The following is a 24,864-nucleotide window of genomic DNA, read 5'->3' as shown; positions in this document are numbered from 1 at the left end:
ACGATGAGAAAAAAAGTTAAAGTGCGGGGCATTCTCTGTATTGTTGTGATGATGCTGTTCGCAGTGATAAATGTTCAACCCCTACACAGTTCCGCCGATCCGTCCACCGCTGCGCAGTCTGTTCAGACTGAAGAAAGCAAAGAGGTTGGGCAAGAGCAAACATCGGTGGTGACTGAACCAGTTGAAGGGCAGGCCACTGCTGTGAAAGAAAAGGAGACTGCGGTTCCTGCAGAAGAGCAGACTCCAGCCGTCGTAGCAGCACCTGTTCAGAAGGTTGAGCTGCAGCCGGTCACGCCTGGAACAAAAGCACTGGAGAACGAACGCTATATTTTGTATGTAGATGAGAAATCGGGAAATCTTCGCATCACAGACAAAATCACAAACAAGGAGTGGCTTGGATCTCCACAGCTGGAGCGAACAGCCATGCCAAATATTAAGAAATACACGACCGCACCGATTTATGCAAGATACACACAGGGGGCTGACATTACACAGGTCTACCCACTTAAAGATGAGGACTCCACGGTTACCGTAACGATTGAGCAAGATGTCGTCCGCGCGGAGTTTGCTTTTATTAGCCTGAAGCTTTCTTTTGCTCTGGAGTACAGACTGACGGCTAATGGATTTGAGGCTTCCATTCCACAGGAGTATTTGAAGGAAGAGGGGAATGCGAAATTCACGAGTCTGGAGGTTCTGCCATTTTTTCATGCGGCTAGAGAAGATGCAGAGGGGGCAATGATGCTTCCAGATGGTTCAGGGGCATTGCTGGAGTTTCGTAAAGAACATCCCGTTTATTTGAAAGGTTATTCTGAGTACATTTACGGCGGGGACGAAACCTTCGTGAAACAAAATCATGAAATTACGGATAACTCTTGGCAAAAGGCGGCACCTCTTAAAAAAGCCATCGCTTTGCCAGTGTTTGGGATCTATCAGGGAGACACCGGATATTTAGCAATTGTTACTAAGGGAGATACCGACGCTAAAATAAACGGTGTTCCATCAGGCATTCGCGCTATTTCGCTTTATAGAGCATCAAGTGAATTTACCCTGCGCAAGGATGATGTTATTTTTGTCGGCAATTCCGGCCAAATTCCTTATTATCAGGGTGAGATGATCAAAACCGATCGTAGCGTACGTTATGTTCTGCTCCAAGGCGAGGAAGCTAACTACGTTGGGATGGCGAAGGAATACCGTAATTATTTAATGGAAGAGAAAAAGGTCAAGGAAGTAGTTCTTGAGAACACGCCATTGTATCTTCAAGTGCTCGGTGGGATTTCTCGTGATGAAGTCATCGGTTCAACTTTTATAGAAGCAGCTACGTTTAAACAAATCAAGGACATGATTGATCAATATCAGGCAGAGGGTGTTACTCAGCTAGAGATTACGATCGAGGGATGGTCCAAAAATGGTTTATACGGAAACCAGCCAGAACAATTTCCGGTTGAAAAGAAGCTGGGAGGTAAAAAGGGACTTAAAGAGCTTCAGGAATATGCCGCAGGCAAGGGCGTAAATCTTTATTTGAAAGCTAACTACGTGAAACCTTACCAAGATAGCAACAGCGTGAAGGCAAGCAGAGATGCTGTGCGCGGCATTAATCGTGAAGTCTTGAAGCAGTACGTTTATTATCTCTCTACCCGGTGGAATACGGATGATTATTTCTATTTAATGAAACCTAGTGTTATCGCAAAACGCAGTAATGCTGAGCTGAGCAAGTTCCAGGATTTGGGTGTGAAGGGTGTACAGTTTGAACACTTTGGAAGCTTGCTATACTCCGATGAGGATAATAAATCCAATACGGACCGCCAGCTTACAGAAGATACTTATGTTAATGCATTGGATAACTTCCGTAAGGGTGAGCTTAACACGGCAGTAGATTATGGTTTTGCCTATACATTAGGACATGTGAACCGGATTGATCAAGTGCCGCTCGACTCCAGTCAATTTGTCTATACAGATCGGGCGATTCCTTTCTATCAACTAGTGTTACACGGCTTAGTGCCTTATACAGCAAGCCCGGTTAATCTGTACGATGATTCCCGTAACCAAACCTTACGGGCGCTGGAATATGGAGCCCTTCCAAGTTATGAATTAACTTATGCTCCGACTAGCGATCTTCAGAGAACCATGGCAGACCGGCTGTTCAGTTCTAGTCTTGAGAACTGGCTGGCACCTTCTGTACAGAATTATCTCGCATTGAAAGAGGTCTATGACAGCATTAGTAACCAGCAAATGACGAATCATGAGCAGCTGCAAAGTAAGGTCTTTCGGACGACTTATGCAAACGGTGTGAGCATTATAGTCAACTATAATGAGCAGTCTGTTGACGTGTCTGGTCAGACCGTCGAGGCATTCAGCTATGCGGTAACAGGAGGATGATGAAGTGAAAAAATCAAAGCTATCGATGCGAGCGCGTTATTTCGTTGAAGGATATTCCTTCATCGGCCTGTGGCTGGTCGGATTTCTGGTGTTTATGGCTGTTCCGCTGGGCCGTTCCTTGTATTATTCCTTTCAGGATCTCCAAGTGAGCAAAAGCGGCTTACTGGCCACTTTTGTTGGGATGGAGCATTATCGCGCCGCTTTTACTACAGATGTTAATTTCTTGCCTCTGCTCAAATCGACGATGGTGTCGACGGTGACTCAGGTTCCGTTAATTCTTATCTTTTCGCTCTTTTGTGCGATTCTGCTAAATCGAGGACTCGTAGGAAAAACCTTTTTTCGTGGCGTGTTCTTTTTGCCGGTCATCATTGCTTCAGGGGCGATCCTGGGCAAATTGATGGATCAGGGTGCCGCAAATTTACCGATTTTTTATAATCAGGATTTATATGATAAGCTCCATAACTTTATCCCCGGCGACATTTTGAAGTCGTTGCTGAAATATGCAGAATCTTTAACGCTGGTGATGTGGGATTCTGGCGTGCAAATTTTGATTTTTCTAGCGGGGTTACAGACGATTTCTGTTTCACTGTATGAAGCGGCCAAATGTGATGGAGCAACCGCGTGGGAAAGCTTTTGGAAAATCACCTTCCCGATGATTATGCCGATGATGCTCGTAAACACATTGTTTAGTATCGTCAGCTCATTCACGAAGGCAGATAATCAAATCATGAGTCATATTTTGAATGTCGTCTTTAAGAATAATGATTTTGGATATGGCTCAGCGATGGGTTGGATTTATTTTGTGTTTATTTTCTTGGTTCTGGGTTTGGTCTTCCTGTTATTCAGCAAGTCGCTCGGTGCCACCGAAGGGAGGAAGTAGAAGATGTTGAAGGAATCCGTAAAGCAGGTTCGGACAACGAACATGGAACATCTGACAACTCGTCTAAAAGCAAGCGGCAAGCTGGACAGGGTCGTGAAACGTTCGCTTCAGGTGCTGAATATCGCTTTTTATTACTTGGTTATTCTCAGCTTAACGTTCGTATTCCTATATCCCTTGTTATACATGGTATCCAAATCCATGATGCAAGTAACAGACGTGGCCGATGCCACAGTGCAATGGCTTCCGAAAAAGATAAGTTTTGGCAACTATTTTCTGGCATGGGATTCGCTAAAATTCTGGGCCGGGTTCGCAAATAGTACGATTATTTCCTTCGGGAGTGCGGTTCTGCAAATCTTAAGCTGTTCCTTAATCGGTTATGGCTTTGCCAGATACCGTTTTCCAGGCTACGCAGTGTGTTTCGTTCTGCTGTTGTTTACTTTTCTAGTTCCACCGCAGACGATTGTTGTGCCACTGTATTTGTTCTTTAGTGACTTGGGGTGGATTAATACACATTTGCCGTTTGTGGTTCCCTCTATGTTTGGGCACGGGTTGAAGGGGGCATTATTCGTACTGATCTTTATTCAGTTCTACCGCGGAATGCCTAAAGTGTTGGAGGAAGCAGCACGTATCGACGGTGCAGGCGCATTCAGAACGTACTGGAAAATCATGTTTCCTATCGCCAAGCCCGCAATGCTGATCGTATTCTTATTCTCTGTGGTATGGCACTGGAATGACAGCTTTGAACCGAATACGTATTTAACAACACCGGATTTCTATAATCTGTCGCAGCGATTAGCGATGTTTTATGGTTCCAATAATCAGGCAGCGGAGACGATGTCGCAAATGACTTCGGGTTCTATTGGGATGGCCCCAACTGGACTGAATCAGGTTATGGCGGCGTGTATTCTAACCATTCTGCCAATTCTGATTCTGTATTTGTTCGTACAGCGTCATTTCGTAGAAAGTGTGGAACGCTCCGGTATTGCCGGGGAATAAGAACAAAGCTCTAGTCAGAAAAAACCAGCAAGCCTCCCGTATGTGGGGGCTTGCTGGTTTTATTTTAGGCAAAGGGGCTTCAAATTAGTATATCAATTCGGTTAAGATGGATAAGTATTCGATAAACTGTATTAGAAATACACATCCAAACCAAGGGAGTCAGACGATGAATAAACGCACATCGGGATTTGAGCACAGTACAGCATCCATTGCTGAGAAGAAAGTTACTTGGCTGGAGCTATTTTATGATCTGCTTTTTGTAGCAGCAGTTTCAAAAGCGAGCCATGTCCTATTGCATGTAGAGGCGGGTACAATCCCACTTGAATACTTATCCAAATTTATTTTGATATTTGTTCCGATCTGGTGGGCTTGGGTAGGGCAATCTCTTTTTGTGAATCGGTTTGGGCAAGACATCTTTTCACATCGGATATTCTTGATTCTACAATTATTTTTTGTATTAATAATGACGGCGAGTTTATCGGTTAACTTTGATCAATATTATATGCCATTCTTAATAGGTTATGTTGGTTTAAGAGCTATGACAGCCATTCAATATCTTACGGTAAATAAGAATGAAGAGGATGATAGAAAGGGCACTGCCCGGTATCTGGGAAGCAGATTTTGGATTGGATTAGTGATCTCTTCTTTATCACTTTTCTTTGACTCTTGGATGCGTTATGTAGTTTTGTATGCGGGAATTACTGTAGACATTTTGCTTCCATTAGTCGGTCGGAAATACTTGGTGAAAAGTCCGATCAATACTCATCATTTATTAGAACGCTTCTCGTTGTTTACGCTTATTCTGCTTGGGGAATCAGTGGTCAGTATCCTTGCGGTTTTACAGTCTAGCCACTGGACGTGGCAATCTATTGTATTTGCATTATTAACTTTTCTATTAATTATAGCTATGTGGTGGCAATATTTTGATAATGTTGAAAAGAAAGTGGACAAGACTATAGAGACTGCCGGGCAAACCATAATTTATGGGCATTTATTTATTTATGTATCCTTGAGTATGATTGCAGCTTCGATCCAACTGTTATTTTTAGATCAATTAAATTATATATTTATGGTGTGTTTTATTTTTGGATCGGTCCTGCTTTACTTCTTCTCTACCTCACTGGTCTTCCATAAATATAGACGTATACAGCAACGGTTAGGGATATTCCATTTGGCGTTATTATTAGGTTTACTTGGTGTTTTTTTCGCAGTAGATTTGTTGTTCCTTATACCTAATTACCTGATCATTGGTGAAATGATGTTATTTTTTGTGGTATATGCAAAATTAACGACGTAAGTTTGTTGTGCCGAAGCTGAATAAGAAAACAAGAAGGAAGCCGATCCATGTGATCGGCTTCCTTCTTGTTTTAGATCCCATGAAATATAATCTTATCTAGTTACGTTCGAACGGGGAGGCTTATTTCATAATATGTATAAGATTGTATTTTTTGATGTGGACGGTACTCTAGTAAGTGAAATTGATAGAAGCATCCCGCTTAGCACGATAGAAGCAATTGAGAAGTTGATAGAGAGAGGAATTAATGTCGTAGTTGCAACAGGGAGACCGCATAACTTATGTGAAGAGTTCAAGTCTATGGGCATTGATACCTTTATTTCTGCTAACGGTGCGCTTATCAAATGTAAGGATAACGTTATCTATAAATCAATGCTTTCAACAGAAACCGTGCGGGAACTCTCGGCTTTTGCTGAGTTAAACGGACATGGCATGTCCTATTTCACCGAACTTATAACCATGAACGGAATGGGTTCCGAGGATGAGCGCGTTATGAAGGCATTAAAGGAGACTTTGAGTCTTACACAATATCCCGAAAAAATGAGCGCTCTGCCAGAGGAGGTTTACTGTATATGCTTGTATGCGGACGAAAATGAAGCGCAAAAATTCCAAGATAGATTTCCTGAATTACGGTTCGAACGTTTTCACGGATACGTTATGAATGTGCTTGAAGAAACAAAAGTTTCTAAATCAATTGCGATTAAACAAGTGCTGGATTATCTGAATATTTGCAGGTCAGAAGCTATCGCGTTTGGTGATGGTGGAAATGATATCGACATGTTGGAGTATGTGGGATTGGGCATTGCGATGGGAAACGGTGCGGAACAGTTAAAACAAAAAGCCGATTTTGTTACAAAAAAAGCAAGTGAAGGCGGGATAGCCTACGCATTAAAGAAATTTGGTGTCATTTAAGCTTGCAGCAAACTAATTGATGAAAAATTGAGAACGATCTTTCGTTCAAATCAAACAGCGACAGCCCAAGACTTTATCAGTCTATGGCTGCGGCTGCTTTATGGATTGTGTGGCATCCACACATAGAACTGCATGTGATTCCTGGTTCTTATTGTCCTAGAAGAGCCGGCACAATAAATCGGCCGAAAACATTTGCAGGAGAGCCTTTTTTGTACTTATCCGCGGTGATAACTGCAACCAGCTCGTAAGCAGGAACTACAATAATATGCTGACCTTTGAAGCCGAGTGCAAAATAATAAGGGATCTCGTTCGGCTGCTGCTCTGAACCTGCATTGAACTGGGATACCCACCAATGCCAGCCGTAGAATCCTTTTTGCGGATGATTGGCTTCAACGTAAGGGCGAGTGGATTGCTGAATTGTATCCGAAAAAAGGATCTGCTGATTCTTCCAGCGTCCCTCCTGTAAATAAAGTAAGCCGAATTTCAGCATATCCTCTGGCTTCAGATGAAGTCCGAACCCACCGGTATGTATGCCTTGCGGATCGCTCTCCCAGTGATAGCTTTGAATACCAAGCGGTTGAAACAGCTGGTCTTCGGCAAATTCTGCAACCGCTTGTCCAGAACAATCACGCAGGATTGCGGACAAAAGCTGGGAGGAGCCTGAGTTATAGGTCATCACGGTTCCTGGTGTATGAGCTAATGGCTGTGCAAGCACGTATTTTATCCAGTCCGCGGTTTTAGTCATGGCCGGAAAAGAATTCTGCCCACCGAACTCTGTCCAGTTAAAGCCTCCGGTCATCGTTAATAAGTGTTCGATAGTGATCTCTTTTTTACGTGGGTCACGATCTTCTTTTAATGAAGGAAAAAATAAAGAAATAGGTGTGTCTGGAGGTGGAATGATTAGTTTATCTATGGCTATGCAAACTAAGGCAGAAAGTACGCTTTTGGTGCACGAGTTGATTTTGCCAAGCTCTGCAGCGATTTGTGGATCACGGTAATGCTCCAGTATGGTTTCTCCATGTTGAACGATTAGACAACTGCGAATGTCTAGGCTAGTAATACCGTCAATAAGCGGCTGAAGGTTCCAGTCAGTAATGTCGGTGACCCCCTTTCTAGATGAATTATAGCAGTAACTGTTTACCATTATAGCTCACATCACCAAAATGTCGTAATTTCCTGTCGTTAAATAATTATGGAAAATACAAGAAAATATCTGTATAATAATATGAATCACGTGTTAGAGGAGGATGAATTCTTTTGAAAAGCAATAGTACTCTTTTTGTTCATCAAACGGCTAAAACGGTATTGATCACTTCAGTTGCACTCGCGTTACTCTTACCCCCTGGCTTAGCCGCAGCCGATTCTATATCTGTTAGCAGCAACACTTCCGTAACGCAGGTTAGTACGCAATCAGCGGCTCCAGCTACGACTACGAACTCTGAGGCTGATCCTACAAAAGTGAAATTCACGCAGGAGCAAGCCATTGCAAAGTTAAAAGAACTATTCCCATCCCTAAAAGATGCAACTGTAAACAATGTTCAACTGGGATCTAACCAAAGCTACCCAGCACCAGCAAATCAAATGATCTGGCATATTCAGTGGCAGGTTCAAGAAGGGAATATGGGATATGGTTTTAGCAGTGAGGTAGACGCCATTAATGGTGATATCATCAATACCTATCTCTCATTCTCGCAGGAAAAGAACGAGTCCTATTATCCACCGAAAGTATCGCAGACTCAGGCATTGGAGATCGCCAAGACTTTTGTGGCTAAGGCAGCCTCATCAGTTAAGAGCAGTGAGCTGCAATTAAATGAGAATGTCGGTTATAGTTATTTTTCGGAATCATTATTCGGTCCTGTTCAATATGGGTATAACTTCAGTATTCTGAAGAATGGTATTCCTTCTGGATCGGACAGCATTAACATAGTTGTGGATGGTAACGGAAATGTAACGCAATTCTCTAAGTCTTCTCAAGGGCTTGAGTACCCGTCTGCACAGCCCAAGATTACCTTGGAGCAAGCACAGAAGCAATTTGCGGAACAGTTTGATGTGGGCCTATTTTACATTCCTATTTATAAGAACGGAAAACCTAACAACTGGATTCTAGGCTGGCGTCCAATAGATCAGTCTCTATATCCTATCGATGCATTAACGGGCAAGCGGATAGATTATGAAGGAAAAGAATCCGTATCCACCTCAGTCGTGTATTCAGAAGTAGCGAAGAGCAAGGATGTTTTTCAGGCAAGAAGTTCTAGTACAGAGCTTTCTGCAAAAGAAGCAGCACAGCTTGTAGAGAAGGTTGCTTATATCCCAGCAGATCGTAAATTGATCTCGCAAACCTTGAGAAATGACTATCAGGATTCAGATCGAAAAATCTGGCAGCTATACTGGGGCAGTAATGGAAATGATCGTTACATTGGTGCTGGCTTTCCAGAACAATCCTCTGCCGAGATCGATGCAAAGACCGGTGAAGTATTGCAGTACCAGGTTCAAGCTTATGGTGCTATTCAGGATAAGAAGAAGGAAGAGCCAGCACCTGCTGGAGGTAAGAAGCTTAGTGAGGCTGAAGCGAAGGTGAAAGCGCTTAGTATAATTAATAGTCTATATCCTCAGGCGAGCCAGAAGCTAAAGCTGGTAGAATACGGGGATAATTCGAGTTTGATTTCAGACGGATCAGGATATGGATATCAGTTTATTAGATATCATCAAGGAATTCCTGTGAGTGGCAGCACCATTACGGTAAGCTTGGATCTTTACGGCAGACTGACTTCTTACATGGGGAATCGGATAAGCAGTATCGATGAAATCACATTATCGCCTGATGCAACAATTTCCAAGAAAGAAGCGCTCGAAAGTTATAAACCTAAATATCAGACTAAGCTGAAGTATACTCAGGTTGGCGGATACAATACTTATAGAAACTATGTCGCACCGAAGGTGAAGCTGGTATATGATACAACCTTTGATGAATCTAACGGATTGAATCAGGTTTTGGATGCAGTCACTGGAAAATGGATTGCGGTCTATGATTATCTCGGTCAGCAGGATGCTCAACTATCTGCAACGGATATCAAAGGCCATACAGCAGAGCGGGAATTATCAGAATTGGTAAACCACCATGTGATTACACCGGATGCCGATGGCAAAGTGAACCCGGATCAAGAAATAACTGTCGGTGATTGGTTAACCTATCTTGCCAAAGCTTCTAGCCCAAATTTCACCAATTATTATAATAATAATGAACGGAAAACTGTAGCAGGCGTGAAGCCAGAGAATTCATATTATGATGCTGTTATTTTTGCAGCGGATCGTAAATGGATCAATAAGGATGAAAGTCTGCAAGTAGAGAGTAAGTTAACCCGGGAACAGCTTGCTGTTCATCTGGCTAATTTCTTGAAATATAATAAACTCACAGCTTATCTTGATAAAGATGTGACTGTAAGTCAGTTTAGTGATAGCTCAGCTATAAACAATAAGGGGGCGGTGGCTCTTGTTGTGAAATTGGGACTCTTAAAGGATGACAACGGCAAGTTTAATCCGCAGCAGAATGTAACAAAAGCGCTGGCGGCTTCGGTGATCATGAAGCTAGTGGAGCTGCAAGGAAAGACTGATCAGATCATAGGTCAATAAGTGTTAAAAAGACAGCCAGGCAGCGATTCTCCGACGATTGGAGAATCGCTGCCTGGCTTTTTAGTTTGCAGCGCGGCGGAGTGACTGAAGCATCTCTATCTGGCAGATGCAGTTTTCGGTCTCCACCCAGCATTTTTTTGTGCGCCGATTCTTGCTGGAATCCGGAAAATAACTGTATTCTATACAGCTATTTCTTGTGCAAAAGGCGAATGTGAATCTTTAATTGCATTCTCTGCAACTAAAAACTAGAGAATTCACCTATCGGCGAGAAAAGCAAGAATATAAGTGTACGAAATACACTTATATCCTTTGGCCGAGTGATTTGATGCATTATAAGTGTACTAAATACAATTAAACGCGTAATGCCGCGTAATTCAATGCTTAATTTAATCCTCAGCGCAATCCTCAGCGCAATCCTCAGCGCAATCCTCCTACACTATGCACCGCCGGCTCATTATAGGTAATCTTGATGGCTAAGATTCTTAAGGGATAGCATAAGGATCAGCCTCTTTTTGTGTAATTAATTACCAATACATAGACACTTACAATCTCACAGTATTATGATAATCAGAGTGATCCTAAAGCGAAGCTTTGTTAGGCGAACATGAATAGGTAAAGAAAAGATACCGAATGTAAACGGTTCACACTCGCTGTGTTAACGCTTTCTTCTTACAATTAGGATATAGAAAATAAGGGAGGTTCAATAGATGAAAAGTAAGATTAAAGGCTTGCCTTTAATGGCATCGGCCATTGTTTTATCATTAGTTTTCAGTGGTTGCTCCAGCAATAATAGTGGAGACAGTAGTAGTTCCGCAGAGGGAAACACTAGTGCGCAAACGGAAATGGAAGGCGGTCCTTTAACCAAATATGATCCGCCGATCAAACTTCGCTCCACGATGAACGAAACAGGCAAAGAGACGTTGGCGCAGGGAGATACACATTCCAATAACATCTGGACCAGAGGATACGAGGAAGAACTTGGGATTAAAGTGTCCTATGACTGGATTGTGGCTGATGCCAACTATAACGATAAAATGAATGTTACCTTGGCGAGCGGAGATTTACCTGATTTGTTAAAGGTGTCCACGGTGCAATTCGAGCAGCTTTATGAAGCTGGCATGTTGGAGGATTTGACCGGGGTGTTTGATAAATATGCTTCGGATCTTGTGAAAGAATATTACGCTGAAGAGGACGGAGCAGGTCTAAAGCCGGTTACGAAAGATGGAAAACTGATGGCGATGGTAAGCTTCCCGGGTTCGCTGGATTCCTCTGATATGATATGGATTCGAAAAGACTGGATGGACAAGCTGGGTCTGGCAGAACCAACATCCATGCAGGATATTATTAAGATTGCAGAAGACTTTACATTTAAAGATCCAGACGGAAATGGCAAACAGGACACTTACGGCATTTCGTTGAACAAGGACTTGCCAATCAATGCGTTTCTTCTCGGGTACCATGCCTACCTGGAAACTTGGATCAAAAATGCCGATGGCGAGGTTGTGAATGGTACGATTCAACCGGAGGTAAAAGCTGGACTTGCGGAGCTGCAAAGATTGTATAAAGAAGGAGTCATTGATCCAGAGTTTGGGGTAAAAGACTTTGCCAAAGCGATGGAGGATGTGAATGCTGGTAAATCCGGTATGTTATTTTTGCCGCAATGGGCCCCTTTCCAAGTAAAGGACATGATTAAAAAAGATCAAAATGTTAACTGGGTGCCTTATCCAGTACAATCTATTGATGACCAACCTGCCAAAACCCAAAACCATCTTACAATTGGTGGCGTATTCGCGGTCCGTAAGGGCTACGAGCATCCGGAGGCATTGATCAAGCTGCTTAACTTCCAAGCAGAGAAAATGTTTGGGGAGTCCGCTAAAACAGAACGGGCAAAATATTTGAACGGGGACACAGGTCTGGGCTTCCAAAACGCGGTTGTATCCAACCTGCCACCGAACAAAAATGTAAAGGCACAGGATGAAGTGGAAAAAGCCCTTGAATCGGGGGATACCTCAAACATGGGACTTGAAGCTAAACTATTCTATGATGATATTCAAAGCTACCGCGGCGGAGATCTTGATAAATGGCATATGGAACGGATCTTTGGGCCGCTTAGCTCACAATCGGTTATCAAACACTACCGCGACAATGACTTGGTGTTGATGAACGAGTTCATTTATGCCCCAACCAAAACGATGAACAGCAAAGCGGCTACCTTGGATAAACTGCGTGCAGAGACCTTTGTCAAAATCATTTACGGAAGTCTTCCTATCGATGAATTCGACAAATTCGTAGCCAACTGGAAAAAGCTCGGTGGAGATCAAATTACGAAAGAAGTAAATGATATCGTAAAAGCTAACTAGTAAAAACGACGCAGAAGAGGACTGCCCCTAGTCATGATAATGACAAACGGGCAGTTCTTTTTTTGGCTGAACAGCTATTCGGTTCGATAACCAGGTCAACAAAAGATACTTAAAGTCAATACGCTACACTATTAAGGCAATTTGGGGCTGCTCTATAATTGAGATACAAGGAGGAGAAAGCATATGCACTTTAATACTAAGCAATTTCTACGTAATATTCCGCTCCATTTAATGATTTTACCTGCCTTAATAGTGATCATTATTTTCAGTTATATTCCGATGGCTGGCCTTGTAATTGCCTTCCAGAATTTTTCCCCGATTTCAGGGTTTAAGAATATGAACTGGACAGGGCTCGAAAACTTTCGTTATTTGTTTGAGCTTCCCGGTTTTGGACAGGTCGTATGGAATACTGTATTTATCTCCGTCATGAAAATTATTGCTGGGCTGACCGTGCCGGTTATAGCGGCTTTATTGCTTAATGAGGTTCGTGTAAACGGCTTCAAACGTTCGATTCAGACGATTATTTATATGCCGCACTTTTTCTCATGGGTTATCTTGGGCGGGATTATCGTAGATGTACTGTCTCCGAGCAGCGGGATTGTTAACATGCTTTTAAAAGCACTAGGCATGCAGCCTATTCAATTTCTAGCCGACAATAGCTGGTTCCCATACGTACTAGTGATCACAGATCAATGGAAGGAGTTTGGATTCGGGACGATCATTTATTTGGCGGCTTTAACCAGCATTGACTCCTCCCTTTATGAAGCTGCTGTAATCGATGGTGCCGGAAGATGGAAGCAGACCTGGCATATTACGCTTCCGGGCATTCGCCCGATTATGATCCTGATGCTTACACTCAGTCTTGGCAACGTCCTGAACGGGGGATTTGACCAAGTGTTCAATCTGTACAATCCGCTAGTGTATGAATCAGGCGATATTTTGGACACGATGATTTACCGAATTGGTCTTCAGGATGCTCAGTACTCTGTATCGACCGCATTAGGATTGATAAAATCTGTAGTTTCCTTCGTATTTATCGGGCTGGGTTACTATCTGGCGTATCGTTTTGCTAAATATCGGATTTTTTAGAGAGAAAGGAGTGGACTAAATGCACCATACTTCAACTGCTTATCGTTGGTTTCTCCGCTGCAATTATGTATTTCTGACTTTGCTCGCAGTGCTTTGTCTTTTTCCGATCGTGAACATTCTGGCGATCTCCTTCAGCTCCAGCGCAGCTGTTAACGCGGGTAGCGTAACCTTCTGGCCTGTGGATTTCACACTTTCTTCCTATAAATATATCCTTCAGAACAACCAGTTCATTCACTCCTTCGGAACTAGTCTGCTCCGGGTAGTGCTTGGCGTATCCGTTAACCTGTTGTTTACGATTCTAGTAGCTTATCCATTGTCTAAAGAGGCAAAGTCCTTCCGCTCACGGACCGTGTATGCCTGGGTTTTTGTGTTTACGATGCTCTTCAGTGGGGGTCTGATTCCTGGCTATTTAATTGTAAAAGAAATGGGGCTGCTGGATAGCATCTGGGCGCTTGTTATACCGGGCGCGGTGCCGATCTTTAATGTTCTGCTTATGCTCAATTTCTTCAGAGGTTTACCAAAAGAATTGGAGGAAGCCGCATGGATGGATGGCGCAGGACACTTACGTACGTTATGGAGTGTGTATCTGCCGGTATCTATTCCAAGTATTGCGACCATTACGTTGTTCGCTTTGGTGGGTCACTGGAATGCATGGTTCGATGGCATGATTTATATGAGAAGCCCGGAACATTATCCGCTGGCCACCTATTTACAATCCATACTTCAGCAGGTATCGATCCAGACTGAAAATATTACTTTTGAACAAGCTGCGTTATTAAATCAAATCTCAGACCGTACAACGCAAGCCTCCCAGATCTTCTTGTCTATCATTCCGATCCTGGCGATTTATCCGTTCCTGCAAAGATATTTTGTGCATGGACTAGTCGTGGGTAGTGTAAAGGGGTAAACTGGACTGGACCTAAATATAAGAAGGAGCCTGAACATGGCTCCTTCTTTATTATTATTCGATAGAAGAGGGAGAAAATTCCAATGAAATCATTCTCCATCGGGTGGAACCCCGATTCCATTGTGATCAAGCTGATCGGAGCTTTCCTATTGGTCATGCTTCCACTCTGTGCGCTGAGTATATCTATTACCTACTATAGCTCCAACCAAATGCAAGCTGAAGTGGAGAGGGCGAACGAATCGAAGGTTCATTTTTACTATAGCCATCTTGAATTTGAGCTGCAACGGATAACGGGCTTAGTCACGGAGTACTCTCAGGATGAAACGCTGGCTACCTTCAGTACCCGTATTCCAATTATGAGCCGGTACGAAGTGGATTCTAATCTGAACAATATATACACCAAGCTAAAACAAATCAAAGAAACCAGTCCTTATATTAGTGATGTTGTGTATTATGTACCGGAAATTAATAAGCGGGTTAGCGCTGTGGTGGGGGTTAGGGATGTCACCAATGAGGAATGGCAAAGTCTGCTGGCCACTATGGGCAATCTTAAGGGCGCTTTATCTAAATACGAAGACGAGTTGTATTTACTGCGCAGTAATCCCTATAACCTGGATCGCAATCTTTCACCTAATTTTTTGCTGGGAGTGAAGCTTTCCTCGCCTGAGCTTGAGTTGCGTTTGAAAGAATTTGCTGTATCAGGGGGGAGCGATATTACGTTGGCCTTCGGCAATAACGATTATGTGATATCAACTTCTGACCAGAAGCCCAGGTTGTTCCCCATAGAGAAACCACTAAATAGTGAAGAGACTGTAAGTGTGCAGCGGTATCGTTATGATGACTCTTTTTATTATTCGCTCTACGATCACAGCAATAACTTTAGGCTGACCGCAAATATTCCCAACACGGTGCTCATGAAGCCGATTCATGTGTACTCATTGCTGCTGTGGCTGTTGTTCGTTGTCTCGATAGTGATCATTATCTTGTTCTCTTTATGGACGTACAGGATGATTCATCGACCGATGTCTATTCTTATCAGAGGGTTTAAGAAAGCGGAGCAGGGGCAGACGGGGATCTTTATTACTCACTCCCGCAGGGATGAGTTTGGGTATCTATATTCTCGTTTCAATGAGATGCTTAAGCATTTAAATACACTAATTGATGAGAACTACGTGCAGCGTATCCGGACAGGGGAAGCGGAGCTTAAACATTTACAATCGCAGATCACACCTCATTTTCTCTACAACAGTCTATTTAGCATAAAACAGATGGCTGAGGTGGAAAATGTAGAGCTGATCAAGGAGTTCTCTGATTATTTAGGGCAATATTTTCGGTACATGACCCGGGATTCCGCCCAGGAGGTTACTTTGCGGCAAGAGCAGGAGCATGCTTTGGTCTATCTGGCTATACAACGGATTCGTTTTGGCGCGAGAATTAGAGCTGAAGTAGATGAGATTGCAGCGGATTGCCGGGACATCAAAGTCCCACGGGTCCTCCTGCAGCCCATTATTGAAAATGTATTCGAGCATGGGCTTAAGCAAAAAAGCAGCAATGGCCTATTAAAAATGAGTTATGAAAAAGTTGAGCATACGCTGACTATTATAATAGAAGATAACGGTGACTCGCTTAGTGAGGACAAGTTAAATCTCTTGCAGCGCCAGTTCTCCGAGCAGAATGCTATTCAGGGGGAAATCACGGGTTTATTAAATGTGAATCAGAGATTGAGGATCAAATTTGGTTCTCCTTATGGCTTGCAGGCAGAGAGAAGTTGTTTGGGCGGGCTTTGTGTAAGAGTCAATTTACCGCTTAAAGGGGATGTGCAGGATGCAACGAATGATGATAGTTGATGATGAGCCTAATATTTTGGATGGGTTGTACGAATTTTTTGTAAAGGCAGATTTTAAAGATTTGGAGATCATAAAGGTTCATTCAGCGGATCATGCCATAGATTGGCTTAATACCGTAAAAATAGATATTGTGCTTAGTGACATCTGTATGCCAGGAATGGATGGGATGGCGTTAATTCAGGAAATTGTCGACCGCTGGCCGCGTTGTAAAGTAATTCTGCTGACAGGACATAATGAATTCGATTTTGCCCATCAGGCGATCCGAAATCCATGTGTAGTTGACTATTTATTGAAGACAGAGGGGATGGATAAAATTCGTGCCGCTGTGGAGCTGACTTTGGAGAAAATATCTTCAGAAGAGGATTATTTCTATAAAAGCCAATGGCTTCGCGATAAGCTCCCGCGTGCTCTGCCCCAGTTACAGCAGCAATTATTACACGATATTCTAAGACGCACTGAACGGATAGACCGGCAGAGCTTACAGGTTGAATTTGACGCCATTCAGCTCCCGTTCAAAGCGGATGGACCCGTCCTGCCTATTATTCTGCGAATGGAGGCTTGGCGAAATTATGAAACCGCTTCAGACCGGAGCTTAATTCGTTATGCGGTAGCCAATATTGCGGAGGAGCTGCTCAGCGACAAAGTTGAAGTTAAGGCTGTGGATCTGGACCCGGGGACGATAGCTTGTTTTGTTCAGCCTAAAAGTGAAAGTGTATCCTCAATCAAGGAAGAAGAGCTCTGGTTAAAAACGCTCCGTTTCGTCCATGGAACCATGGAATCCGTTCAGCAAGCCTGTGGCAAATGTCTGCAACTATCTGTGTCTATTATCGCCAGTGATCAGGAAGTGCATTGGCATGAGCTGAACTATGCCTTGAACCGTTTACGATTAGCCATTTTTGATAGCCCCGGACTTGGGATGGAAAAGCTGCTGAGGATAAATACCAAGGAAGTGAGCCCAAGTCCAGGTTCTATGCATAATCGAAATGCAACAGCAGAACTACTGCTCGACTATTTAAAACAACGGCTGCTTGAAGGTGATCTCGATTGGGGCACATCTTTTCGCAAATGGGTGGAGCTCTCGGGGGAAGGTGGGCCGGAGGATCCTTTTTTGAGATTAAGATTAATGTCTGGGATCAGTAACACCCTGCTGCAGACTTTACAAGAGTTAGGTTTAACGGAAAAAGCCCATAGCGGTATGAATTTATCACGTATGTTATATTTTAATATCAATACACACTGGTCGGACGTCATCTCTTTTTATCACACGTTTTTTGAATGGATTATCTCGAACAGAAGCGCTACCTATAAACATGATGAATCGAATATCCTGTCCATGATCCACCAATATATTAAATCCCATCTGGCCGATGATTTGTCCTTAACCCGGATTGCGCAGGAAGTCTCACTTAATCCGTCCTATCTGTCACGCTGGTATAAAAGAACGACAGGGAAGGGGATTTCTGATTATATTCTGGAGAAAAAAGTGGAGCTGAGTAAGGAGCTGTTGCTTGGAACTGCTCTAAAAATGCACGAGATCTCCGGCCAGCTCGGGTTTAGTGATCAGCACTATTTTTTTCGATTCTTCAAAAAAACCGTTGGCTGTACGCCGCAGGAATATCGAGAGCAAAAACGAGGATAAATAACAATACCCCGAAAGACGTACACCTGTTCAGAAGGTGCATCTTACGGGGTATTGTTTGTGGCTGTATTTTAACGATTATTTACCGAGTTGTTTGTCTACTTCTCTAACCGGATTCTCGCCAACATTCTCTTCAACCTTGTGGCTACTCATAAACCAGCCGATTACAGCGATGAGTACGAGCACAACGTAGAAGGTGGCTTTCCACCAGGTACTATGAGCGAAATCTTCGGACAGAACACCAAGTGAAGGGTGCGCCAATGTAATGACTGACAGCTTAACACCCACCCAACCTACGATAAAGAAGGCTGCAATTTCAAGTCCTGGACGGGAATGCAGCAGCTTAACGAAGAAGGAAGCTGCGAAACGCATAATGACCAGACCGATAAATCCACCGGCAAAGATGACGAGGAATTGTCCGCCATCGAGGCCTCCGATTTTTGGAAGACCACTTGCAGGAAGAGCAACCGCGAGTGCAACTGCGGCTAGGATGGAATCGACCGCGAAGGCGATGTCAGCGACTTCTACCTTCAGAACAGTAAACCAAAAGCTGGATTTCTTTTTATTGACCGCACCGTCAGTGCCGCTTTCAGCAGCTTCATCTGTGACGGGCTTCTTAAACAACAGTTTTCGGAAAATATGATTACCCGCGATAAATAATAAATAAATCGCGCCGATGGCTTGTACTTGCCAGATATCGACCAGATAGGAGATGACAAATAGCGAACCGAATCGGAACACGAAGGCCCCCGCTAATCCGTAAAACAGCGCTTTTTTTCTTTCCTCATCAGGAAGGTGCTTAACCATAATTGCCAATACCAATGCGTTATCTGCGGCGAGTAGTCCCTCTAGTGCTACCAGAACAAGCAATACCCAACCGTACTCTAATAATAATCCCCAATCCATTACTGTTGTCCTCCCTTTTTGAATGCAAATATCTACCAAAAGATATCTACCCTACCATTTTAACCAAATTTATATAAAAAAGACCTTTACCAAACAGATTAGCCTTTGGAATAAAGGTCTAACCTGATTGGTAAAGGTCTCGCTAACAATGTGAATTGCCAATAAAGCCGGAGAATATCCTCATATTCTCGTATTGACGACTTTATTTAACAGCTACTCCCCTTTACGGGATATATTAAATTTTTAAGATTATTCAATGTGTTCTTGCCTAAAGAGATCATATACGAGATGAAAGTCATTGTCAATAAAAGTTGCAGAAATAAATGGATTCTATCTTTTAAGAATCATTAAAATGGCCAGAAACATGACATGATAACGGAAATCAACAGAGATTGAATAAAAATGGAAACGGAAACATGATACATTTAGGTTATATAAACTAACATTTAATATGACGAAACTGCAAACATAAGGAAAAACAGGACTTAAAAAGGAAAAACTCGATTGACGATGTAGGTTGATGAAAATATGATGAAACTAATCAAAGCAATCGAACATGGTTTGTGTTAACTAAAATTACATCAGTCGTTCTGTTGAAGTGAGTTTTACTGCGAAGAAGTACTAGAAGTTCATGTTGCATAAAACTTTTAGGAGGTGGGGAAATGCCGCAGACGTCATCGAGGTTATCCATTGAAGCAGAGGAGGAGCTCAGCCGCCATCCCTGCTACAGCGAGGAAGCTCATCGTTTTTTTGCTAGGATGCACATCCCGGTTGCTCCCGCCTGTAACATCCAATGTAATTACTGCAACCGAAAATTCGATTGTGTGAATGAAAGCAGGCCTGGTGTAGTTAGTGAAGTGCTAACTCCAGAGCAAGCTGAAAGAAAAGTGAAAGGTGTAGCCGCACAGCTGATGCAACTGTCGGTAGTTGGGATTGCAGGTCCGGGTGATCCGCTGGCGAATCCAGAACGAACCTTTGACACGTTCGAACGAGTCAAGCGGCAGATCCCTGATGTTACCCTTTGCCTGAGTACTAATGGATTGACCCTTTACAGGCATGTAGACGCCATACTAGCGCTAGGTATCCGTCATGTCACGATCACCATCAATGCCATTGATCCCAATGTGGGCCGTGAAATTTATCCATGGGTTGTTGACGAAGGGGTCCGGTACGAAGGACAAGAAGCAGCGGAGCTGCTGATCAGCCGCCAGCTTCAAGGTTTGGAGCTGCTGGCACAGCAAGGTATTCTTGTTAAAGTTAATTCCGTTATGATTCCAGGGGTCAATGATCATCATCTCCCTGAAGTATCGCGAACAGTTAAAGCGCTCGGGGCAACTCTGCATAATGTGACGCCTTTAATTATCGCACCGGGAAGTCAGTATGAACGGGATGGGCGCAAGGCGCCGCGTCCTAAAGAACTGCACAACCTGCAGGAAGTGCTTGGGCGCGAAGGAATGAAGGTCATGCGCCATTGTCGACAATGCCGTGCTGATGCCATTGGGCTGCTAGGTCAGGATCGTAATCAGGATTTTATATTAGAAAAGATGGATGAAAATCCAGTTATAAATGAGCAAGCTAGAGCGCTCTTTCAACGTGAACTCGATGCCAAAATCCGTCAGCGTGTCAAAGCCAAAGAGCTAAGGCAGAACTCTTTCCAGCAAGGGCAGCACACCACCAAAGTCGCTGTTGCTACACGTGGTGGGGATAAGGTCAATCAACATTTTGGCCACGCGACAGAGTTCATGGTTTATGAAACAGATGGAGTAAGCGTGAAGCTGCTAGGTGTCCGAAAGATTCAGGCCTATTGCCACGGTAAAGCGGATTGTAATGGGGATAAGAATACCACGCTACAAGAAATTATTTCTATATTACAGGACTGTCAAATATTGCTCTGCTCTGGCATTGGCGATGTCCCTCGCGCCAGCTTAAATAAAGCCGGAGTATTGCCTCTGGTGCGTAAAGGTGAAATACAGGATGTGATTCTCGAAAGTGTGAAGATCAGCTCTTATTTTGAAAATATATCGATTTCGAAGGGATGATGAATGATGAGACAAATAGCTTTTTACGGTAAGGGCGGTATCGGTAAATCCACAACTTCGCAGAACACTTTGGCGCAGCTCGCCACTAAATTTGGTCAAAAAACAATGATCGTAGGCTGTGATCCTAAAGCGGACTCCACACGGTTGATTCTGAACACCAAAGCTCAGAATTCAGTGCTCCAATTGGCAGCTGAAAGAGGAACGGTTGAGGATTTGGAGCTTGAGGATGTAGTTCAGTTGGGATATGGCGACATTCTTAATGTGGAGTGCGGTGGACCTGAACCGGGTGTGGGTTGTGCCGGCCGCGGGATTATTACAGCGATTAATTTTTTGGAGCAGCAAGGGGCTTATGAAGGATTGGATTTTGTATCCTATGACGTACTTGGTGACGTGGTATGTGGTGGATTTGCAATGCCGATCCGTGAGAATAAAGCACAGGAAATTTATATCGTATGCTCCGGGGAAATGATGGCTATGTATGCGGCCAATAACATTGCGCGCGGAATTCTAAAGTATGCCAACAGCGGTGGCGTAAGATTGGGCGGTCTGATCTGCAACAGTCGTAATACGGACCGTGAGGATGAGCTCATTATGGAGCTGGCACGCCGTTTGAATACGCAAATGATCCATTTTGTCCCGCGGAATAATGTGGTTCAGCATGCAGAACTGAGAAGAATGACCGTAGCCCAATATAATCCTCATCATCAGCAAGCGAGAGAATATGAGATTTTGGCAGAAAAGATCCTGAATAACAATATGATGACAATCCCGACCCCGATTTCTATGGAAGAGCTGGAGGATTTACTCATGGAATTTGGTGTGATTGAGGATGAAGAGACGGCGCTGAAAAAGCTGAAGGCATCTGGCCAATAATTAGGTTCGTCCGGTGAACAGGAGTGGAGAGACGGCTGTTCACCGGATCACTCTAAGGGATGAGGAGGATTCAGAATGGGGCTGAATATCGAAGATAACCAAAAGATGCTCGAAGAGATTCTTGAGGTTTACCCGGAAAAGGCACGGAAGGATCGTCAGAAGCATTTTGAAATCAATAATGAAGAGTTAATAAACTGTGGCAAATGCGCCATCAAATCGAATATGAAGTCCCGTCCGGGGGTTATGACCCAAAGAGGATGTGCTTATGCCGGTTCGAAGGGCGTGGTCTGGGGCCCGATCAAGGATATGGTGCATATCAGCCATGGTCCTGTAGGTTGTGGGCAATATAGCTGGGGAACAAGACGGAATTATGCCAACGGAACACTGGGCATTGATAATTTTACGGCTATGCAGGTGACGAGTGATTTTCAGGAGACAGATATTGTATTTGGCGGTGACAAGAAGCTTGAAGTCATTTGCCGTGAAATTAAAGAAATGTTCCCACTGGCTAAAGGAATTTCGATCCAATCAGAGTGTCCTGTGGGGCTAATCGGAGACGATATTGAAGCGGTGTCCAAAAAAATGTCTATCGAGCTAGGTCTCCCGATCATTCCCGTTCGTTGTGAAGGATTCCGTGGGGTTAGCCAATCCTTGGGTCATCATATTGCTAACGATGCGATCCGTGATTTTCTGATGGGGAAGAAGGAGCTTGCGGAATGTGGTCCTTACGATATTAATATTATCGGAGATTATAACATCGGTGGGGACGCTTGGGCTTCACGCATTTTACTGGAGGAAATGGGTCTGCGTGTTATTGCGCAGTGGTCTGGGGATGGAACCATCAATGAATTGGCGATCGCGCATAAGGCGAAGCTCAATCTGATTCACTGTCATCGCTCCATGAACTATATGGTAACGACGATGGAGAAAGCATATGGGATTCCTTGGCTGGAATACAACTTTTTCGGGCCGACCAAAACAGCTGAAAGCCTTCGAGCCATCGCCGCAAGGTTTGATGAGTATATTCAGGAAAATTGCGAGAAAGTCATCGCTAAATACACGCCACAAATGGAGGCGATTATCTCTAAATTTAAACCCCGGCTGGAAGGTAAAAAGGTCATGCTGCTGGTAGGCGGATTACGTGCCCGCCATACACTGGGGGCTTATGAGGATCTGGGTATGGAGGTAGTGGGCACAGGTTATGAGTTCGCTCACAAGGATGATTACGAGAAAACATTCCCTGAACTGCCGGAAGGCACTATTATCTACGATGATCCAACCGCTTACGAGCTGGAAGAGCTTGCGCAAAGACTTGATATTGATCTGATGGGCTCGGGTGTGAAGGAGAAATATGTGTATCACAAGATGGGTATTCCTTTCCGGCAAATGCACTCTTGGGATTATAGTGGTCCTTACCATGGCTATGACGGGTTTAAGATTTTTGCTAAGGACATGGACATGACCATTAACAGCCCAGTGTGGAGCTTGATCAATTCAGGGAAAACAGGATCACTCCCTAAAAAGGAGGCGGGCGTATGAAGGACAAACTGGAGATCCCGGATTACAATACATTATTTCAAACTGAACCCTATGTGAAGCAACGTGAAGGGAAAAAAGCATTCGAGGCACCCTGCAGTGAGCAAGAGACAGCGGAAGCATTAGCCTACTCGAAGTCGTCTGAATATAAGGATAAGAATTTTGCCCGCACCTCACTGGTAGTTAATCCTCATAAAGCATGCCAGCCCCTAGGAGCCTTGATGGCTGCGCTGGGATTCGAAAAAACTCTGCCGTTTATACATGGCTCCCAAGGCTGCACTGCGTATTTTCGTAGTCATTTGAGCCGTCATTTCAAGGAGCCAACCCCCGCGGTTTCTTCTTCTATGACAGAAGATGGTGCGGTGTTCGGAGGGATGAACAATCTTATTGATGGTCTTGAAAATAGTGTGGCGCTCTATAAGCCAGAGATGATAGCTGTATCCACTACATGTATGGCTGAGGTTATAGGGGATGATCTGCAGGCTTTTATATCCAATGCCCGCCAGAAGGGTGCAATTTCGAAAGAAATTCCTGTACCCTACGCCAACACACCAAGTTTTTCCGGATCACATATTACAGGTTACGATTCCATGTTAAAGTCCATCCTCAGTACCTTGTTCATCCGCTCTGGGATTGAAGCTACCCCTGGCAGTGGAGAGGGAACTGGAGAGAAGCTGAATGTCATTTTAGGGTTTGAGCCTTATACGGGGAATTTTGCGGAAATTCGAAAAATCCTTGCCGCGTTTGATACAGGCTACACCTTCCTTGGTGACCACAGCGGCAATTTTGATTCCCCGGCTACAGGAGAATATTCCTATTATTATGGGGGAACGAAGCTGGCAGATGTGCCGAAAGCAGCTAATGCGTTGGGAACTCTATCACTTCAGAAATATTCTGTCAAAAAAACGTTGGAATACATCAGCGGCACATGGAAACAACAGACCGTTGCGATGTCGACTCCACTGGGCATTAATGCGACAGATCGGCTAATAGAGTCTATCAGTGAATTAACGGGATTGCCCATTCCGCCTGAGCTTGTGGAAGAACGTGGCCGGGTAGTGGATGCTTTACTCGATAGCCACCCTTATCTGCATGGCAAACGAGTGGCTTTAGTTGGCGATCCGGATTTGCTGATCGGCCTGATTGAATTCTGTCTGGAAGTCGGTATAGAGCCTATTCATATTGTGTGCTCCAATGGGGAAAACGGATTTAAAGAAGAAGCGAAAGCTCTGCTTGCTGCCAGTCCCTACGGAGCAGAAACAACGGTTCATATCGGAAATGATTTGTGGCATATGCGCTCTCTGCTGATTGATGATCCTGTGGATCTGGCCATTGGAAGCTCTCATCTTAAATTTGCTGCCAAAGATGCCGACGTTCCTTTGATCCGTGTAGGCTTCCCTGTTTTTGACCGCCATCATCTGCATCGTTATCCGATTATCGGTTATCAAGGTGCCTTGAACTTGTTAACTACTATAGTAAATACAATCCTGCAGGGGTTGGATGAGGATTCATCTGGCTTCAACCACGATCTTGTTCGTTAGTCCAATATTTATCGTAGTGACACTGAATAATTGAGCATT

The 24,864-nt window shown here is 43.9% G+C and carries 17 protein-coding genes; 15 read left to right on the top strand and 2 right to left on the bottom strand.

Annotated elements, in window-relative coordinates; genetic code table 11:
* The first annotated feature begins 3 nt into the window (after positions 1–3).
* The 5 genes from NSS82_RS26840 to NSS82_RS26820 all read left to right on the top strand — a co-directional run bounded on the left by NSS82_RS26840 (position 4) and on the right by NSS82_RS26820 (position 6,458).
* Positions 4–2,376 carry a DUF5696 domain-containing protein gene (locus NSS82_RS26840; protein WP_076099482.1) on the top strand — a complete coding sequence of 791 codons (2,373 nt, stop codon included), beginning with the start codon at positions 4–6 and terminating at the stop codon, positions 2,374–2,376.
* Positions 2,377–2,380: 4 nt separating this feature from the next.
* Positions 2,381–3,256: a carbohydrate ABC transporter permease gene (locus tag NSS82_RS26835; protein WP_052097289.1), complete on the top strand. Its 876-nt coding sequence runs from the start codon at positions 2,381–2,383 to the stop codon at positions 3,254–3,256.
* A gap of 3 nt (positions 3,257–3,259) precedes the next feature.
* Entirely contained in the window at positions 3,260–4,252 is a 993-nt protein-coding gene (locus NSS82_RS26830) for a carbohydrate ABC transporter permease (RefSeq protein ID WP_081382488.1), read from the top strand.
* A gap of 208 nt (positions 4,253–4,460) precedes the next feature.
* On the top strand, positions 4,461–5,549 hold the full coding sequence (locus NSS82_RS26825; protein ID WP_038574808.1) for a low temperature requirement protein A: 1,089 nt from the start codon (positions 4,461–4,463) through the stop codon (positions 5,547–5,549).
* 132 nt (positions 5,550–5,681) lie between these two features.
* A complete protein-coding gene (locus NSS82_RS26820; RefSeq protein ID WP_076272767.1) occupies positions 5,682–6,458 on the top strand; it encodes a Cof-type HAD-IIB family hydrolase in 777 nt (258 codons plus the stop codon).
* 148 nt (positions 6,459–6,606) lie between these two features.
* Here the strand turns inward: NSS82_RS26820 and NSS82_RS26815 are convergent, their stop codons facing one another.
* On the bottom strand, positions 6,607–7,554 hold the full coding sequence (locus tag NSS82_RS26815; protein ID WP_038574807.1) for a serine hydrolase domain-containing protein: 948 nt from the start codon (positions 7,552–7,554) through the stop codon (positions 6,607–6,609).
* A 161-nt stretch (positions 7,555–7,715) separates the two neighbouring features.
* Here NSS82_RS26815 and NSS82_RS26810 point away from each other — a divergent pair, with 161 nt between their 5' ends.
* From NSS82_RS26810 to NSS82_RS26785, 6 genes are all read left to right on the top strand, one after another.
* The gene (locus tag NSS82_RS26810; protein ID WP_076272768.1) at positions 7,716–10,088 is read left to right on the top strand and encodes a YcdB/YcdC domain-containing protein; all 2,373 of its coding nucleotides are present in this window, start codon (positions 7,716–7,718) and stop codon (positions 10,086–10,088) included.
* A gap of 707 nt (positions 10,089–10,795) precedes the next feature.
* Positions 10,796–12,448, top strand: coding sequence for an extracellular solute-binding protein (locus NSS82_RS26805; protein WP_076099479.1), 1,653 nt, complete (start codon positions 10,796–10,798; stop codon positions 12,446–12,448).
* A gap of 183 nt (positions 12,449–12,631) precedes the next feature.
* Positions 12,632–13,537, top strand: coding sequence for an ABC transporter permease (locus tag NSS82_RS26800; RefSeq protein WP_036679607.1), 906 nt, complete (start codon positions 12,632–12,634; stop codon positions 13,535–13,537).
* Positions 13,538–13,556: 19 nt separating this feature from the next.
* Positions 13,557–14,444, top strand: coding sequence for a carbohydrate ABC transporter permease (locus tag NSS82_RS26795; RefSeq protein WP_076272769.1), 888 nt, complete (start codon positions 13,557–13,559; stop codon positions 14,442–14,444).
* Positions 14,445–14,527: 83 nt separating this feature from the next.
* On the top strand, positions 14,528–16,291 hold the full coding sequence (locus NSS82_RS26790; protein WP_076099477.1) for a sensor histidine kinase: 1,764 nt from the start codon (positions 14,528–14,530) through the stop codon (positions 16,289–16,291).
* Entirely contained in the window at positions 16,278–17,930 is a 1,653-nt protein-coding gene (locus tag NSS82_RS26785; RefSeq protein WP_339814934.1) for a response regulator transcription factor, read from the top strand. Before NSS82_RS26790 ends, NSS82_RS26785 begins: the two co-directional genes overlap by 14 nt.
* A 78-nt stretch (positions 17,931–18,008) precedes the next feature.
* Here NSS82_RS26785 and NSS82_RS26780 read toward each other — a convergent pair whose 3' ends face one another.
* Positions 18,009–18,836 (bottom strand): TerC family protein, encoded by an 828-nt coding sequence (locus NSS82_RS26780; RefSeq protein ID WP_036679597.1) that lies wholly within the window; start codon positions 18,834–18,836, stop codon positions 18,009–18,011.
* Between the two features lie 662 nt (positions 18,837–19,498).
* Here NSS82_RS26780 and nifB point away from each other — a divergent pair.
* The 4 genes from nifB (at position 19,499) to nifK (ending at position 24,825) form a co-directional block, all read left to right on the top strand.
* Positions 19,499–20,875, top strand: a complete 1,377-nt coding sequence (nifB, locus tag NSS82_RS26775; RefSeq protein ID WP_076099475.1) for a nitrogenase cofactor biosynthesis protein NifB — start codon at positions 19,499–19,501, stop codon at positions 20,873–20,875.
* A gap of 3 nt (positions 20,876–20,878) precedes the next feature.
* Positions 20,879–21,748: a nitrogenase iron protein gene (gene nifH / locus NSS82_RS26770; RefSeq protein ID WP_235219430.1), complete on the top strand. Its 870-nt coding sequence runs from the start codon at positions 20,879–20,881 to the stop codon at positions 21,746–21,748.
* A 75-nt stretch (positions 21,749–21,823) separates the two neighbouring features.
* A complete protein-coding gene (gene nifD, locus NSS82_RS26765; RefSeq protein WP_036679590.1) occupies positions 21,824–23,287 on the top strand; it encodes a nitrogenase molybdenum-iron protein alpha chain in 1,464 nt (487 codons plus the stop codon).
* On the top strand, positions 23,284–24,825 hold the full coding sequence (gene nifK / locus NSS82_RS26760) for a nitrogenase molybdenum-iron protein subunit beta (RefSeq protein WP_076103662.1): 1,542 nt from the start codon (positions 23,284–23,286) through the stop codon (positions 24,823–24,825). The genes nifD and nifK overlap by 4 nt, the downstream gene beginning before the upstream one ends.
* Positions 24,826–24,864 lie beyond the last annotated feature (39 nt).

The organism is Paenibacillus sp. FSL H7-0735 (assembly GCF_038008505.1).
GTDB lineage: Bacteria > Bacillota > Bacilli > Paenibacillales > Paenibacillaceae > Paenibacillus_AQ > Paenibacillus_AQ odorifer.
The sequence above is the reverse complement of the archived record's forward strand: the minus strand, read 5'-3'. Positions and strand labels throughout refer to the sequence as shown.